A 15,642-nucleotide genomic window follows, 5' to 3' on the forward strand; every position below is an offset into this window, starting at 1 on the left:
TTCGCGGGAGTGTCGGGCCGATCCGGCCGCCTGTCGGTGACCGCGTGTCCGCTCCGGCTGACCGGCCGTTTCCGGCCGGCCCGAAGGGGGACCGATCGGACTCAGGAATACCCCGTAGTCTAGGTGCTCTGATCAGAGCCGGTCACTTCCGAACGTGCGGAGCCAACAGTGGTCATGCGTAGCAGCCCCCTACCAAGAATGAGTCGACGCGGTCGCGTCACGGTCGGCGTACTCCTCGGGGTGTTCCTGCTCCTCACCCTGCTGGGCTGGGGCGTTCAGGCGTGGACCGACTGGCTCTGGTTCGACGAGGTGAACTACACTCGGGTCTTCAGCGGGGTGCTGGTCACCCGGATCCTGCTCTTCGTGGTGATCGGCCTGGCCATGGCGCTGCTGGTCGGCGGCAACATGTGGCTGGCCTACCGGCTGCGGCCGGTGCTCCGGCCGAACTCGCCGGAGCAGGTGACGCTGGAGCGCTACCGCTCGGTGCTGGCGCCCCGGATCGGCGCCTGGCTGGTCGCGATCGGAGTGATCGTCGGACTCTTCGCCGGGCTCTCCGCGCAGACCCGGTGGAGTCAGTGGATGCTCTTCCGGAACTCGCAGAGCTTCGGCATCGAGGACCCGGAATTCAAGATCGATATCGGGTTCTACGTCTTCCAGTTCCCGTTCCTGCGCTATCTGCTCGGGGTCGGCTTCACCGCGGTGGTGCTGGCCGTGATCGGCTCGCTTGCGATGCACTACGTCTTCGGCGGGGTGCGGCTACAGGGCATCGGCGACCGGATGACCAACGCCGCCCGGGCGCACCTGACCACGCTGGTCGCGGTCTTCGTCCTGCTCAAGGCGCTGGCGTACGTGCTCGACCGGCGGGCGATGCTGCTGGAGTTCAACGAGGGCGTCGACCTGTACGGCGCCGGCTACGCCGACATCAACGCGCTGCTGCCGGCCAAGGAGATCCTGGCCTACATCTCGGTGGTGGTCGCGCTGGCGATCATCCTGTTCTCCAACGCCTTCATCCGGAACCTGGTCTGGCCCGGCATCTCGCTGGCCCTGCTCGGCATCTCGGCGGTGGCGATCGGCGGCATCTACCCGTGGGCGGTGCAGACCTTCGAGGTCAAGCCGAGCGTCAAGGACAAGGAAGCCGCGTACATCGAGCGCAGCATCACCGCCACCCGGGACGCCTTCGGGATCGCCAACACGGTGCAGGCGCCGTACAGTGCGGCGAACCTCAAGCCGCCGGAGTCGCTGGCCACCGACACCTCGGTGGTGCCGAACATCCGGCTGCTGGACCCGCAACTGGTCTCCGAGACCTACACCCAGCTCCAGCAGGTGCGTGGCTTCTACGACTTCGGCCCGAAGCTCGACATCGACCGCTACCAGGTGAACGGCGAGACCCAGGACTACGTCGTCGGGATGCGGGAGATCAACTACCTGGAGCTGACCGACCAGCAGAGCAACTGGATCAACCGGCACACCGTCTTCACCCACGGGTACGGCCTGGTCGGCGCCCCGGCCAACCAGGTGGTCTGCGGCGGGCAGCCGTACTTCGTCTCCGGCTTCCTCGGCGAGCGTGCCGAGGAGGCGTGCTCGTCGGCGACCGAGACGATCCCGGCCACCCAGCCGCGGATCTACTACGGCGAGCAGATGGACGGGAGCGACTACGCGATCGTCGGGCAGACCGAGGGGAAGAACCCGGTCGAGTTCGACCGGCCGACCGGCCGGGAGGGTGGCGAGCAGTACTACACCTACACCGGGTCGGGCGGGGTGGAGATCGGCTCCTTCGGCCGCCGGCTGCTCTACTCGATCAAGGAGCAGGAGCCGAACTTCGTACTCTCCGGCGCGATCAACGACGCCTCCAAGCTGCTCTACGTGCGTAACCCCCGGGACCGGGTGGAGAAGGTGGCGCCGTTCCTCACCCTGGACGGCGACCCGTACCCGGCGGTGGTCGGCGGGCGGATCCAGTGGATCGTCGACGGCTACACCACGGCGGCCACCTACCCGTACGCCGAGCGGGTGAACCTCCAGCAGGAGACCGCCGACGAGCTGACCGGGCTGGGCACCTTCGAACTCGCCCGGGAGGACGTCAACTACATCCGGAACTCGGTCAAGGCGACCGTCGACGCGTACGACGGCACGGTGACGCTCTACCAGTTCGACGACACCGACCCGGTGCTGAAGGCCTGGAACAAGGCGTTCGGCGGCGACCTGGTGAAACCGAAGTCGGAGATCCCGGCCGACCTGGCGGCACACTTCCGCTACCCGGCCGACCTGTTCAAGGTGCAGCGCAACCTGCTGGCGAAGTTCCACGTCACGGACCCGTCCGAGTTCTTCTCCGGGCAGGACTTCTGGGAGGTGCCGAACGTCCCGGACGCGCCGGACACCGGCGAGAAGCAGCCGCCGTACTACCTCTACACCCAGTTCCCGGGTCAGGAGGCGGCGCGGTTCCAGCTCACCTCGGCGGTCACTCCGCTCGGCCGGCAGAACCTCGCCGCGCTGATCAGCGGGTCCTACCTGAACGGCCAGCCCCGGCTGGAGGTGCTGGAACTGCCCGACCAGACGGCGGTCTCCGGGCCGGTTCAGGTACACCAGAAGATGACCAACAACGCCAACATCCGGCAGGAACTCAACCTGCTCACCTCGAACCAGGCCCAGGTGCAGTACGGCAACCTGCTCTCGCTGCCCTTCGGCGACGGCATGCTCTACGTCGAACCGGTGTACGTGAAGAGCAACCAGCAGAACGCCTATCCGCTGCTGCAACGGGTGCTGATCTCGTACGGCGACGGCGGCCAGTACGTGGTGTTGGCGAACAGCCTCGAAGAGGGCATCAAACAGCTCGTCGAACAGGGCAAGAAGGCGGGTGCGGAAACACCGACGACGCCACCGCCGCCGACCGACGGGAGCCCGAATCCGACGCCCACACCGACGGCACCGCCGCCGACCAGCACTCCGCAGTTCACTCCGGAACTGGCCGCCGCGGCGGCCAAGGTGCAGACCGCGATCGGCGAGGTCAAGGCGGCCCAGACGTCCGGCGACTTCGAGCGGTACGGCCGGGCACTGAAGGCGCTCGACGACGCGATGACGGAGTTCCAGAACGCGCAGCGGGCGGCGGGCAACCGGGCGCCGACCGCAGGAGGAACAGCGGCACCGGCCGGCTCCACCGGGCCGAGCGGCGGTACGCCCAGCCCGCCAGCGGCGTCGCCGAGCGGCTGACCCGGATCGGCTCCGAACTCCCGGCGGCGGCGATATGGCCGCCGCCGGGTAGTTCGCCCCCCGTTTTGCGGGGCGTGGGCGGTGTGCGCTAGTGTTAACGAGCCGACGCGGGGTGGAGCAGCTCGGTAGCTCGCTGGGCTCATAACCCAGAGGTCGCAGGTTCAAATCCTGTCCCCGCTACCACAGAACCATTCAGTTAGAACCCGGTTTCCCGATTACGGGGCCGGGTTCTTGCTTTTCCTGTCTCTGGCGCCCTTTCCCGCCCGTGGGCACTCTTTCCCGTGGATCGCGCTTGAACTCGTGGCGCTTGAACTCGTGGCGCTTCGACCGGAGTGCGTGAACTCGTGGCGCATCGACTCATGGTGCTTCGACCCGAGGGCTTGAACTCGGGGCGCTTGGAGGTGTGGCGCCGATCGACAGTATTCAAGTTGGACTTGGGCGCGCGTTGGGCTAGGGTTCATCCAGCGACGCGGGGTGGAGCAGCTCGGTAGCTCGCTGGGCTCATAACCCAGAGGCCGCAGGTTCAAATCCTGTCCCCGCTACCAGCACGAGAACGGCCCCTCGGAAATCCTCCGAGGGGCCGTTCTGCTGCTTACGGATGTGGCCAGAGCAGGTGTGGCGGCCACCCACCCACGGGTACGGAAGGTCAGCCGGTCTGTCCGACCCTGTCCACGACGGCGAGGGCCAGCACCGCCGACGATTCCGAGACGCCGAGGAAGGCGTAGCTCTTCGGGTCGAAGACGAGGACGACCTCACCCGAACGTCCCGTCGACGGCCAGGCGATTCCGATGCCCGAACGGCCCGCGCCGTCCGTGACGTTCTCGACCGCGCGTAGCCCCGGCACCGCTGCCGCCGCCTCGTAGAGCGCGGCCCGGGACTGCGGTCGCAGGTAGCCGCTGGCGAAGTAGTAGACGTCCTTGCCGGCGGAGTTCACCGAATCGACCTTGCCGTTGCGGTGCTCGGTGAGATAGGCCCCCATCGCCGCCGCGTCGGTGGGCATGTCGGCGCGATAGCCGGGTGCCGGGGTGCACGGCTCGGTCCGGCCCGGAAGCACGTTGTTGCCCTTCACCACGGCGGCCCGCCCGTTCCGGCAGCCCGGGATGACGGCCTCCTTACCCCCGCCGCCGCCGGAGGCGGTCCTCACCAGGCCGTTCCTGGTCCCGTCCACGGACAGCCAACTCTCCCGCAGCTCCCGGCCCTGCTGGCTCCGGGTGTAGATGAACTGGTCGGGCCGGGGGGTGGTGTCGGGCAGCCGGAGCGCTGCGGCCGCCGCGTTCCGCAGCACCTGGCTGGCCTCGGCCCTGGCGGCCGGCACGTCACCGCCGACCTGATCGGGGGCGAGTACGAGTACCGAGACGATCGCCGCCGCGACACCCGCCGCCGCCACACCGCCGAACACGAACCGCCAACCCCGGCGAGCGTCGCGTCGGATCGTGGTGGGCGCGGGGGGCGTGGCGGTCAGCACAGCCAGCAACCGGTCACGGGCCGGCGCCAACTGGTCAGGGGTTGCCAGCGGGATCTCCTGACCCACCTGCTGGAGCAGTCGCAGATCATCCATTGCTCAGTGCCTCCTCGATCGTGCCGGTGAATTCGCCGCCCAGCTCCGCGCGGAGCAACCTGCGGACACGGTTGAGTCGTGAACGCACGGTGCCGACCGGTATGTCCAGCGCTGCGGCCACCTCGTCGTAGGTCAACTCCTCCCACGCGACCAGCAGCAGCACGTCCCGGTCGCCGTTGGAGAGCCCGGCCAGGGCACCGAACAACACCTGGCGCAGCGACTGCGCGGTCACCGCCGTGGCGACCCGGTCGGCGTACGGCGCCTCGCTCGTCGCCGGGAGGTGCGCTTGGCGCAGCCGGTACTCGCGTTCCTCCTCGCGCCGGTGCTGCCCGACGACGTTGGTGGCGATCCCGTACAGCCATGGCCGGGCGTCGGGATGGGCGGTGTCGAAACGTTCCCGACGACGGAACGCCGCAAGGAACGTCTCGGCGACCATGTCGTCCGCCACCTCGGCACCGAGCCGACGCCGCAGGTAACGGTGGATGGACGGCGCGTGCCGGTCGAAGATCACCGCAAAGCTCTCGGGATCCCGGACGGACCGCTCGATGACGGCCGCGTCCGTCAGCGTACTGACGTCGACAGCCTTGACCCGTCTTAGACGATTCATGCACGACCTTTCGCGGAGCAGGGCATCATCGCCTGTTATCCGCAGGCCGCAGGAAAACAGTTCACGAAGGACTGCCGACGCGGGGGGTGCTCACCCGGCCACCGTCTGGGACCGGATCGGTCAACTCGGCCACCTCCGGGCAGCGAGCGACGGCGGGGCCACGGTGGGGCCACGGGCGATGACCGCGACATGAAAGAGCCGTGTGTTCTGCTTCCCCGGACGGAGTGACCGGCCGGGGAGGGTCCGATGATGGTGCCGCTGCCGGAGTTACCGGCACGACAGACGGGAGGCAGGCAATTGTTGACCGGGGCCGTACTGGTCGCCGCCGCGATGACCACCGGGCTGGTGGCCGGCGTGTTCCTGCTGTACGCGCACACGATCATGCCCGGCCTGGGGCGCACCGACGACCGTACTTTCGTGGGCGCGTTCCAGGCGATCGACCGGGCGATCATCAATCCGTTTTTCATGGCGTGCTTCTTCGGCGCGCTGGTCCTCACCGGGGTCGCCGCCGCGCTGCACCTGCGGGCGGGGCACCGTGGCGTACTGCCGTGGCTCGTCGTCGCGTTCGGGCTCTACCTGGTGGTGGTCGTGATCACCCTGGCGGTGAACGTACCGGTCAACGACGCCATCAAGGCGGCCGGCGAGCCGGACCGGATAACCGACCTCGCCCGGGTACGCCGGGACTTCGGCGAGGCGAGGTGGCGGGCCTGGAACCTGGTCCGGGTCGTGCTGAGCTCGACGGCGTTCGGCTGTCTGCTCGTCACGCTCGTCCTGCACGGCCGCCGGGGCTGAACCCGGAGCGGGGCGTCGGGTCGGGTACGCGGAGGCGTCGCGTCGGACAAGGCGCATCGGGCACGCGGTGCCGGCGTACCCGATGCGCCTTGGGTCCGGGCCCCGGTCAGCCGGGCGTGCCGGGCCGCTCGGGGCGGTCGGCCCGCGGGGCGATCAGCGAGGCGACCGCCCCGACCACCGCCATCGCGATGGCCAGCCAGAACACGATCGTCAGCCCGTCGTGGAACGGTGCGGAGATCAGGTTCGGGAAGAACGACCGCCCGACCAGGGTCTCCGCGTTGGCGGCCGGCAGCGCGTCGAGGATCTGCGGCCCGAGCAGTTGCTGGATCGGGTTGTAGCCGAGGAACGCGGCGAAGAGCGTGCCGACCGGTGGCAGCTCGGCGATCGAGTGCGCGGCCGATTCGGGTACGCCCTGCGCGGTCAGCCCGGTCTCCAGGGTCTGCGGCAGCGACCTGGCCAGCCCGGCGACCATCAGCGAGAAGAAGACCCCGATCGAGAGCACCATGCCGGCGTTCTGGAAGGTGGCCCGCATCCCGGAGGCCGCGCCGCGCAGCTTCGCCGGCACACTCGACATGATCATCGCGGTGTTCGGGGCTGCGAAGAGGCCGCCGCCGAGCCCGTTGAGGAAGACCAGCGCCGCGAAGACCCAGTAGTCGAAGTCGCTCGGCACGAGCAGCAGCCCGGCGAAGGAGGCGGCCATCACCAGCAGCCCACCGGCGGCGAAGAGCCGCTCGCCGAACCGGTCGGAGAGGGCACCGGCGAGCGGGCCGGCGGCGAGGAACCCGATGGTGAGCGGCAGCAGGTAGATGCCGGCCCAGAGCGGGGTGCGTTCGTAGTCGTAGCCGTGCAGCGGCAGCCAGATTCCCTGCAACCAGATGATCAGCATGAACTGGAGGCCGCCCCGGGCGATCGAGCCGAGCAGGCTGGCCGCGTTGCCGCCGGCGAAGGCGGTGATCCGGAACAGCCGCAGCGGGAACATCGGCTCGGCCACCCTGCTCTCGATCAGGCAGAACGCCGCGAGTACGGCGACACCGCCGAGCAGCCCGGCCAGTACCCACGGGTTGGTCCAGCCCATGGTGTGCCCGCCGTACGGCTGGATCCCGTACGTGATGCCGGCCAGCAGTGCGGTCAGTCCCACCGCGAAGGTGAGGTTCCCCCACCAGTCGATCCGGCCCTCGACCCGGCTCCGGGTCTCCCGCAGCGACCGGTACGCCCAGACGGTGCCGACCAGTCCGATCGGCACGTTCACCCAGAAGATCGATCGCCAGTTCCACTCCGCCAGCAGGCCGCCGAGGACCAGGCCGAGGAACGAGCCGGCGATACCGGCGACGATGTTGATCCCGAGGGCTGTGCCGCGCTGCTTCGCGGGGAACACGTCGGTGATGATGGCTGCCGAGTTCGCCATCAGCATCGACCCGCCGACGGCCTGCAACACCCGCCAGCCGATCAGCCAGAGCGCTCCGCCGCCCCCGTCGAACGGGTCCAGGGAGAGCACGACCGAGGTGACGGTGAAGAGCGCGAAGCCGGCGTTGTAGATGCGTACCCGGCCGTACATGTCGCCGAGCCGGCCGAGGGTGACCACCAGAACCGCGGTGACCAGCATGTACCCCATCAGCATCCAGAGCAGGTAGCTGACGTTGCCGGGTTCGAGCGGGTTCAGGTGTACCCCGTTGAAGATCGCCGGTAGCGAGATCAGCACGATCGACGAGTTGATCGTGGCGAGCAGCATCCCCAGGGTGGTGTTGGAGAGGGCGATCCACTTGTAGCGGGGATGCTCCGCGCCGACGGCCATGCCGCGCCGCGAGGCTCCGGAGCCGGTCGTCGTGGTCGTCATCACGTTCCCCGCCCCGGATCGGCGGCAGGGTCGGTGCCGGGCTCGGTCGTGGTCGGGGTCGGCACCGGTACGGCGGCCGGCGGCGAGGCGGCGGCGAGACGTTCGAGTACCCGCAGCGACAGTTCGATGGCGGCCCGCTCCTCGGCCGAGACGTCGCCGAGCAGTTCGGACAGCTTCGCGGCACGGGCCCGGCGGCGGTGGCGTACCAGCTCACGCCCGGCCGGGGTGATCGCGACCGCGACCACCCGGCGGTCGGCCGGGTCGCTCCGCCGTTCGGCCAGCCCGTCCCGTTCCAGCCGGCTGACGAGCTGGGTCATCCCCGGCTGGGTCACCCCCTCGGCGACCGCCAGGTCGGAGACCCGGTGCGCGCCGAACTCCTCCAGCCGGTAGAGCGTCGATGCCGCGGTGAGGCTCAGCCCGTCCGGGGTACTGAGCCGGCGGAGCAGCCCGAGCAGTCGGTCGAAGCTGGTCACGGTACGGAGCAGAGCCGCCTCGCCCGCCTCCGGCCCGGCCTCGGGAGGTCGTGTCGTCACCGGGACAGTTTTACATCACCTGCTTATAGAAGTGTCTTATGATTCGGCGCACAGCCGGCTCGCGGCATCGACCTCGCTCGCTGCCCGGCCGGCTTTCCGAGGGTTACGGTGCGGTACTCGGCCGCGTTGCCGGCGGGACTTGCCCGCAGACCCGAGGATGTAGCCATGGAGATTTTCCGGAACTGGTGGGTCCGCCTGACCGCAGTGCTTGGTACGGCGGCGTTGACAGTGTTCGTACCGGCCGTGGCCTGGGCCTCGACCGGACCCGGCGAGATGGTGGTGGAGGCGGCCCGCCGCCGCACCCGGGGCAGCTTCGGGCTCTGGGGGCTGATCTGCTGCCTGATCGTGGTCGGCGTGATCGTGGCGGTTCTGGTCCTCGTCATGCGGAACCGCAGGTCGGGCAAGCGCTGAGCGGTTTCGCGCGTTCGGTGGCCCCTGGCCATGGGGACGTCCGCGCCGGACATCGGGAAAGGACCCCTCCGCCGGCCGGTGACGGCGAGGGGTCCCTTCCCGGCGAACTGACTAGCTGGTCAGCGCGGCATTCGCCTGGCTGATGAAGGCGGCTGCCGCCGCCCGGGGGGTGGCCTTGCCGAACTGCACGCTCTCCGCCGCCTGGATCAGCAGTTGCTTGATCGTGGCGTGGCCCTTCGGCGGCGGCACCGGAGCCGCCCCGAACTTCTCCGTCATGGTGGTCTCGAAGGCGACCGACTGCTTCATGCTCTCGTCGGTCAGCGACGCCTCCACGGCCCGCCGGACGTCCAGGTTGGCGCTGAGGCCCCGCTCGGTGCCGAGGATCTCGCCGGCCACGGCGTCGTTGACCAGGAAGTCGATGACGTGCACCGCCGTCTCCGGGTGGCGGGTCCCCCGGAAGGCCGCCCAGTAGAGCGAGGCCCGGGCCCACTGCGCGGCCGGGTTGCCGGGATAGCTGACCACCTCGAGCCTGTCCTTGGTGAGCTTCTGCAACTCCGAAAGCTGGTTCGACCAGACGAACGAGGTCGCCGCCGTACCAGTGCTCACCAGTTGCTTGGTGACGTCACCGCCGTTCGCGGGCTGGGTCACCCGGCCGGGCGGGGCGGCCTCGCGTTCCCGGGCCCCCGCCCACAGCTCGAACCAGCGGGTCAGGTCGCTCTCGGTGAAGCCCATCTGCCGGCCCCGGTAGAGCTCCTTTTCCTGGGACCGCAGCCAGACCCAGAGGGCCTTGTAGTCGGCCGAGGGGTCCATGGTGCCGTAGACCTTGCCGTCGCTGCGTTCGGTGATCCGCGCGGCCCAGTCGAGATAGTCCTCGTAGGACATCCCGATGGTCGGCTCGGGCAGGTCGAGCCGGTCGAGCAGGCTCTTGTTGTAGATCAGGCCGGGCGTGTTCTCCGCCGCCGCTGCGGCGACCGTACGGCCGGTGACCTGACTGGACTGGGCCAGGCCGGCCGGCAACTTCCGCAGGTCGAGTACGTCGGACCGGACGTAGTCGGTCAGGTCCAGCAGGATCTCGCGCTGCGCGTACTCGGTCAGGTAGTTGTCGTCGATCTGGAAGATGTCCGGGGCGTTGCCGGCGGCGGCCTCGGTCGAGAGCTTGTCGAAGTAGCCGGCGTTGCCCTGGTGGGTGAACTTGAAGGTGACGTCCGGATAGCGCTCGGTGTAGACGTCCAGCGCCTTCTTGGTCAGCTCGGCACGCCGGTCACCGCCCCACCAGAAGACGGAGAGTTCGACCTTGCTGTTCTTCGGTGCGGCATCCTCGGCGGTGCAACCGGAGGCGAGCGCGGTGACGACGACGAGCAACGCGGCACCCAGCCGCCGGCCGAGTCGGCCGGCCGGAGGTCTGCCTGCCACCGGGGGTCTGCTTGCCGTGGGGGAGGGGAGGGGAAGAGGCACGACAACTCCTGACGAGCACGTCGGGTCAGCTGTGACGGGCAACCGGATCATTTACACAGCCGACCTCGGCGGGTGTCAACGCCCGTACGGGCAAGATCGTCCCAACCGCTGCCCCGAACGGCCCGGGTGTCCGCCTCGGGCCGTCGATCCGGCCGGCCGTCGGGCCGCACCGGGTCGGGCCCGGCCACCGTGATGTACTTGGGCACGTGGAACTGCTGCATTCGGGCAAGGTCAGGGACGTCTACGCCGACGGCGACGACCTGATCCTGGTCGCCTCCGACCGGGTCTCCGTCTACGACGTGGCGCTGCCGACGCCGATCCCGGACAAGGGCAAACTGCTCACCGCGCTGTCGCTCTGGTGGTTCGAGCAGCTCGCCGACCTGGTGCCGAACCACGTCGTCTCGGCCACCGACGTGCCGGCCGAGTGGGCCGGGCGGGCGATCCGGGTACGGCGGCTGGAGATGATCCCGGTCGAGTGCATCGCGCGCGGCTACCTCACCGGTTCCGGCATCAAGGAGTACGCGAAGACCGGCGCCGTCTGCGGCGTACCGCTGCCGCCCGGCCTGGTGGAGGCGTCGATCCTGCCCGAGCCGATCTTCACGCCGACCACCAAGGCGCCGCAGGGCGAGCACGACGAGGCGATCACCTTCGCCGACGTGGTGGCCAAGGTCGGCTCCGAGACCGCCGAGCGGCTCCGCGACGTCACCCTGGCCGTCTACCGGCGTGGCGCCGAACTCGCCGCCGACCGGGGCATCCTGGTCGCCGACACCAAACTCGAACTCGGCTGGGCACCGGACGGCACGATGGTGCTCGGCGACGAGGTGCTGACCTCGGACTCGTCCCGGTTCTGGCCGGCCGACGCATACCAGCCCGGCCGCGACCAGCTCTCGCTGAGCAAACAGTTCGTCCGGGACTGGGCGGTCGGCACCGGCTGGGACAAGACCGGACCGGCCCCCGAGATGCCGCCGGAGGTCGTCGAAGCCGCCCGAACCCGTTACGTCGAGGTCTACGAACGGCTCACCGGCCGCCGCTGGTAGTCGACGTCTTCGAGTCTGCGGGCGCCTCACCGGCCGCCGCTGGTAGTCGACGCCTTCGGGCCTAGGAACGGCTTACCGGCCGCCGCTGGTGGTCGACACCTCCGACCCGTCGGTTGTCGGGGGCACGTCGTCGCCGGTGAGCCGGAACGCGTCGCCGCCCTGGCTGGCGTGCACGACCGGCAACCCGGCGCCGGACAACGGCAGGTCGTGTGCGGCGAGGAAGCCGGCCACCGCCGCCGACCAGGGAAAGCGCTCGGCCTGCCGGCGGGCCGCCGCCCGGCGTTCCGGAGCCGGCCGGCCGGCCAACTCCAGCACGGCGTCGGCGTACGCCGGTCCGTCGCCGGGCGCGGCCAGCCCGGCCGGACCGACCACCTCCGGCAGCGCGCTCTCCGCGCTCGCCACCACCGGGGTACCGCTGGCCAGCGCCTCCAGGGCGGCCAGGCCGAACGTCTCCACCGGCCCGGGCGCCAGCACCACGTCGGCGGTGCCGAGCAGTCGGGCCAGCAGGTCCCGGTCGGCGACGTACCGCAGGAACCGGACCGGCAGGCCGTCCCGGGCGGCGGTCGCCCGCAGCCGCTCCCGGCGCGGCCCGTCGCCGACCACCACCAACACCGCCGGTACGCCCCGGGCCCGCAACCCGGCCAGCGCGGCGAGGGAACGCTCGGGACGCTTCTCCGGGGAGAGTCGCCCGCAGTGCAGCAGGAGCAGCTCGTCGGGTTCGGCGTAGACGGCACGCAGCAGCGGGTCGTACCGGTCCGGGTGGAAGTGGTCGAGGTCGACCCCGAGCGGCACCTGACGCAGGTTGCCGGCGCCGATCCGTCGGAACTCCGCCGCCGCCCACGAGGTGGTGCAGACGATCTGGTCGTGCAGGGCGACGGTACGCAGGTTGAGCCGGTCGGCCACCCGACGGAGCTGACCACCGGGCAGCAGCCGGAGGAGCCCGTCCAGGCTCTCGTGCGACACCATCATGCTCCGTACGCCGTGCCGGCGGGCCCAGGCGCCGGTCCAGCGCAGCGTCGTCCGGTCGGAGATCTCCAGCCGGTCGGGACGCAGCTCGCGCAGCAGCCGGGCGAGCCGGACCCGGTCGACGATCACCCGGTAGCCGCCCATCCAGGGCACGGCCGGGCTGGCCAGGGTGATCACCCGACCCTGCTCGGTCAGCTCGTCGGTGTCGCGTCGGCCGGGCATCACCAGCACCGGCTCGTGCCCGGCGGCGGCGTACCCGGTGCCGAGCTGGCGCAGCGCGGTACGCAGCCCGCCCGAACTCTCGGTGATGAAGTTGGCCAGCCGCACGATCCTCATGCCGCCTCCTCGTTCCGTTCGTCGGCGGCATGAGTTTCCGCACTGGGTTGATCGATCCTCGGGTGGTTCCTGCTCGGATGGTCGGTACTGGGTTGATCGATGCTCGGGTGGTTCCTGCTCGGATGGTCGGTGTCGAGGTGGTCGAGGTGGTCGAGCCCGTGGTGTCGCCCGGTCACGCGGCCGCCTGCCGGAGCCGGAACAGCCGGCCCGGCCGGGAACCGCCGACCGCCGGAGCCTCCGCGAGCACCGCCGTGTAGTGCCCGATCAGCTCGTCACCGATCGCCGCCCAGGTACGCCCGCGAACCGCCGCCCGCCCCGCCCCGCCGTACGCCGCCCGGCGCTCCAGGTCGGCGACGAGTCGGGCGATCGCGGCGGTGAACCCGTCGGCGTCGTCCGGCGGAACCAGGTAACCGGTCCGGCCGTCCTGCACCAGGTCGAGCGGTCCACCGGCGGCCGGTGCCACCACGGGCAGGCCGCTGGCCATCGCCTCCTGCACCGTCTGGCCGAACGTCTCGTACGGCCCGGTGTGCGCGAACACGTCGAGGCTGGCGTAGATCCGGGCCAACTGCCGGCCGTGCCGGGGGCCGACGAAGAGCGCGTGCGGCAGTGCTCGGCGCAGTGCGGGCGCGGCCGGCCCGTCACCGACCACCACCACCCGTACCCCGGGCAGCGTGCTCGCCCCGGCCAGCAGGTCCACCCGCTTCTCCACCGCCAGCCGGCCCACGTAGCCGACCAGTACCTCGCCGCCGGGGGCGAGGGCGCGGCGCAACGCGTTGCTCCGGTTGTCCGGCCGGAACCGCTCGCTGTCCACCCCGCGCTGCCACAGCCAGATCCGCTCGATGCCGTGCTCGTCCAGGGCGGTGGCGGTGGCGGTGGACGGGGCGAGGGTACGGTTCGCCGCGTTGTGCACCCGGCGCAGCCAGCGCCAGGCCACCTCCTCGGTCAGCCGGACCCGGTACGCCCGCGCGTACGCCGCGACGTCGGTCTGGTAGACGGCCACCGACGGCAGCCCCATCGCCCTGGCGACCGCGACACCCCGGGCGCCGAGCACGAACGGGCTGGCCAGGTGCACCACTTCGGTGTCGTGCCCGCGCAGCGCCGCCGCCAACTCCCGCCCCGGCAGGCCGAGCCGGAACTGCGGGTAGCCGGGTGTCGGCACCGACGGCAGGCGTACCACCGGATAGGGCAGCGCGTGGGCGGCGTCCCGTACGCCGGGCGCCGGTTGTGGTGCGATCACCAGCGGTCGGTGACCACGCCGGACCAGATGCTCGGCGACCCGGACGACCGAATGGGCCACCCCGTTGACGTCCGGCGGAAAGGATTCCGTGACGATCGCGATCCGCATGGGCTCACCGTCGTGCAGGTCGTCGCCGTCCAGGTCACGGCATCATGACCTGCCGGCGAACTGTCAGCGACGAAGCGAGGAGCGCGGTGACGTGTCGATGGCTCTGCCCGGTTCGCTGCCGATCGGCCCCTGGTCACGGAGTCCAGGACCACCGTTCCGGCCCAGTGGCTGATCCTCGGGGTCGGGCGGTGAGCGGGACTGTTCCTCGGTGCCGGCTCATCGTCGGGCGGTGAGTGGAACTGGTCCTCCGCGTTGGCTCAGGGTTGGGCGGTGAGTGGATCTGGTCCTCCGCGTTGGCTCAGGGTTGGGCGGTGAGTGGATCTGGTCCTCGGCGTTGGCTCAGGGCTGGGCGGTGACTGGTACGACGCCGGGGAGCGGCTGTCCGGCGGGCGTCGGTGGTTGGCCCGCATGCGGAACGGTCAGCGGCGCGATCAGCCCGCCGGCCGTCAGGGCCAGCAACGCCGCGCCGGGCAGCACCGCCAGGCCGTCCGCCGGATAACTCGTGCCGGCCAGCGCGAAGAGCGACGGCGCGGCGAATATCGAGACGAACAGGGAGAGGAAGAGCACCAGCACACCGACCGGCAGGCTGGCGACGGCGACTGCGGTCCAGAGCGCCAGGTCGCGGCCCCGACGCCCGGGCGGGCGGCGACGGAGCAGAGCCAGCACGGCGACCAGCAGGGGCCCGGCGAGCAGCACGCCGAACGAGGTGCTCTCCTGTGCCATCCCGGCGCCGGTGCCGGTGCCCAAGGCGGCGAGCAGCAACGCCGGTAGCGCGGCACCGGCCAGCAGGACGCGCGGGCGCGGCGTCCGCCCTCGGGCCGCGCCGACGGCGAAGGCGGCCAGTACGACGAAGAGCACCGGCAGTACGGCGGTGACCCCGGGCAGCCCGACCGGCAGGAAGGGGTGGTTTACCACCGGGGTCCCCTGGAGCAGCGGCAGCGGGGCGCAGCAGGCGGCGGCGACCGCGACGATCGCGAGCCGGCGCCCGACGACGTGCGACGGGATCTCGACGCTCGGCGGCCGGGCGAGCCAGCCGGCCGCCGCCAGCACGACGGCGGCGACGCCAAGGGTGAACGCCAGGCCGGTGCTTCCGCCGACACCGTTCCGCTCCACGATCCCGTCCACCCCGAGCAGCAACGCGGTGGTGGCCGTCGCCAGGACCAGCCCGGTCGGGCGGTGCGCGAGCACGGTCAGCAGGCCGAGCCCGGCCAGTAGGATGGCCGCCCAGCGCAGTTCGGCGACCCAGAGGAAGATCTCGCCGTCGCCGCCGGGCATCGGCGCGGTCCGCGCCACCACCGGCATCCGGGGCGTGAGCACCGCCACGGTGTACGCCCAGCAGCAGAGCGCGCCGGCCAGCCCGACCAGCCCGGCGACCCGGGTCGCGACCATCGACGCCGTGATCCCCAGGGTCTCCGGGGTCTCCGGGGTCTCCGGGGTCTCCGGGGTCTCCGGGGTCTCCGGGGTCTCCGGGGCGGACGGTGCCGGAGCGGGCGCGGCGGCTGGCTGCTCGGAGGTCATGGCGACAGCGTAGTTGTGGTCGACCGCCGCTGCGGTCCGTCGATCC

Annotated in this window: 12 protein-coding genes and 2 tRNA genes; 6 read left to right on the forward strand and 8 right to left on the reverse strand. The window is 70.8% G+C overall.

Going from position 1 to position 15,642, the window contains the following annotated elements; translation table 11 throughout:
- Positions 1-174: 174 nt before the first annotated feature.
- From Pen02_RS04040 to Pen02_RS04050, 3 genes are all read left to right on the forward strand, one after another.
- Positions 175-3,204: a UPF0182 family membrane protein gene (locus Pen02_RS04040; protein ID WP_203864530.1), complete on the forward strand. Its 3,030-nt coding sequence runs from the start codon at positions 175-177 to the stop codon at positions 3,202-3,204.
- Positions 3,205-3,310: 106 nt separating this feature from the next.
- Positions 3,311-3,387 (forward strand) — tRNA-Met (locus tag Pen02_RS04045).
- Between the two features lie 285 nt (positions 3,388-3,672).
- Positions 3,673-3,749 (forward strand) — tRNA-Met (locus Pen02_RS04050).
- Positions 3,750-3,850: 101 nt separating this feature from the next.
- On the opposite strand, the gene Pen02_RS04055 is transcribed toward Pen02_RS04050, so the two are convergent.
- Together Pen02_RS04055 and Pen02_RS04060 are read right to left on the reverse strand one after the other, a co-directional pair.
- The gene (locus Pen02_RS04055) at positions 3,851-4,762 is read right to left on the reverse strand and encodes a CU044_5270 family protein (RefSeq protein WP_203864531.1); all 912 of its coding nucleotides are present in this window, start codon (positions 4,760-4,762) and stop codon (positions 3,851-3,853) included.
- A complete protein-coding gene (locus tag Pen02_RS04060) occupies positions 4,755-5,369 on the reverse strand; it encodes an RNA polymerase sigma factor (protein ID WP_203864532.1) in 615 nt (204 codons plus the stop codon). The genes Pen02_RS04055 and Pen02_RS04060 overlap by 8 nt, the downstream gene beginning before the upstream one ends.
- A 300-nt stretch (positions 5,370-5,669) precedes the next feature.
- Here Pen02_RS04060 and Pen02_RS04065 point away from each other — a divergent pair, with 300 nt between their 5' ends.
- The gene (locus Pen02_RS04065) at positions 5,670-6,161 is read left to right on the forward strand and encodes an anthrone oxygenase family protein (RefSeq protein WP_239140033.1); all 492 of its coding nucleotides are present in this window, start codon (positions 5,670-5,672) and stop codon (positions 6,159-6,161) included.
- A 106-nt stretch (positions 6,162-6,267) separates the two neighbouring features.
- Here the strand turns inward: Pen02_RS04065 and Pen02_RS04070 are convergent, their stop codons facing one another.
- The gene (locus Pen02_RS04070; RefSeq protein ID WP_239140034.1) at positions 6,268-7,995 is read right to left on the reverse strand and encodes an MFS transporter; all 1,728 of its coding nucleotides are present in this window, start codon (positions 7,993-7,995) and stop codon (positions 6,268-6,270) included.
- Positions 7,995-8,528 (reverse strand): MarR family winged helix-turn-helix transcriptional regulator, encoded by a 534-nt coding sequence (locus Pen02_RS04075; RefSeq protein WP_203864533.1) that lies wholly within the window; start codon positions 8,526-8,528, stop codon positions 7,995-7,997. The genes Pen02_RS04070 and Pen02_RS04075 overlap by 1 nt, the downstream gene beginning before the upstream one ends.
- Before the next feature lie 165 nt (positions 8,529-8,693).
- Here Pen02_RS04075 and Pen02_RS04080 point away from each other — a divergent pair, with 165 nt between their 5' ends.
- Positions 8,694-8,939, forward strand: a complete 246-nt coding sequence (locus tag Pen02_RS04080; RefSeq protein ID WP_203864534.1) for a hypothetical protein — start codon at positions 8,694-8,696, stop codon at positions 8,937-8,939.
- Positions 8,940-9,050: 111 nt separating this feature from the next.
- Here Pen02_RS04080 and Pen02_RS04085 read toward each other — a convergent pair whose 3' ends face one another.
- Positions 9,051-10,352: an ABC transporter substrate-binding protein gene (locus Pen02_RS04085; protein ID WP_239140035.1), complete on the reverse strand. Its 1,302-nt coding sequence runs from the start codon at positions 10,350-10,352 to the stop codon at positions 9,051-9,053.
- Positions 10,353-10,600: 248 nt separating this feature from the next.
- Here Pen02_RS04085 and Pen02_RS04090 point away from each other — a divergent pair, with 248 nt between their 5' ends.
- Entirely contained in the window at positions 10,601-11,431 is an 831-nt protein-coding gene (locus Pen02_RS04090; RefSeq protein ID WP_203864536.1) for a phosphoribosylaminoimidazolesuccinocarboxamide synthase, read from the forward strand.
- A gap of 72 nt (positions 11,432-11,503) precedes the next feature.
- Here the strand turns inward: Pen02_RS04090 and Pen02_RS04095 are convergent, their stop codons facing one another.
- The 3 genes from Pen02_RS04095 to Pen02_RS04105 form a co-directional block, all read right to left on the reverse strand.
- Positions 11,504-12,733, reverse strand: coding sequence for a glycosyltransferase (locus tag Pen02_RS04095; protein ID WP_203864537.1), 1,230 nt, complete (start codon positions 12,731-12,733; stop codon positions 11,504-11,506).
- Positions 12,734-12,905: 172 nt separating this feature from the next.
- Positions 12,906-14,078 (reverse strand): glycosyltransferase family 4 protein, encoded by a 1,173-nt coding sequence (locus Pen02_RS04100; protein WP_203864538.1) that lies wholly within the window; start codon positions 14,076-14,078, stop codon positions 12,906-12,908.
- Positions 14,079-14,417: 339 nt separating this feature from the next.
- Positions 14,418-15,596, reverse strand: coding sequence for a hypothetical protein (locus Pen02_RS04105; protein WP_203864539.1), 1,179 nt, complete (start codon positions 15,594-15,596; stop codon positions 14,418-14,420).
- Between the last annotated feature and the right edge of the window lie 46 nt (positions 15,597-15,642).

This window comes from Plantactinospora endophytica, from assembly GCF_016862915.1.
GTDB classification, from domain to species: Bacteria; Actinomycetota; Actinomycetes; order Mycobacteriales; family Micromonosporaceae; genus Plantactinospora; species Plantactinospora endophytica.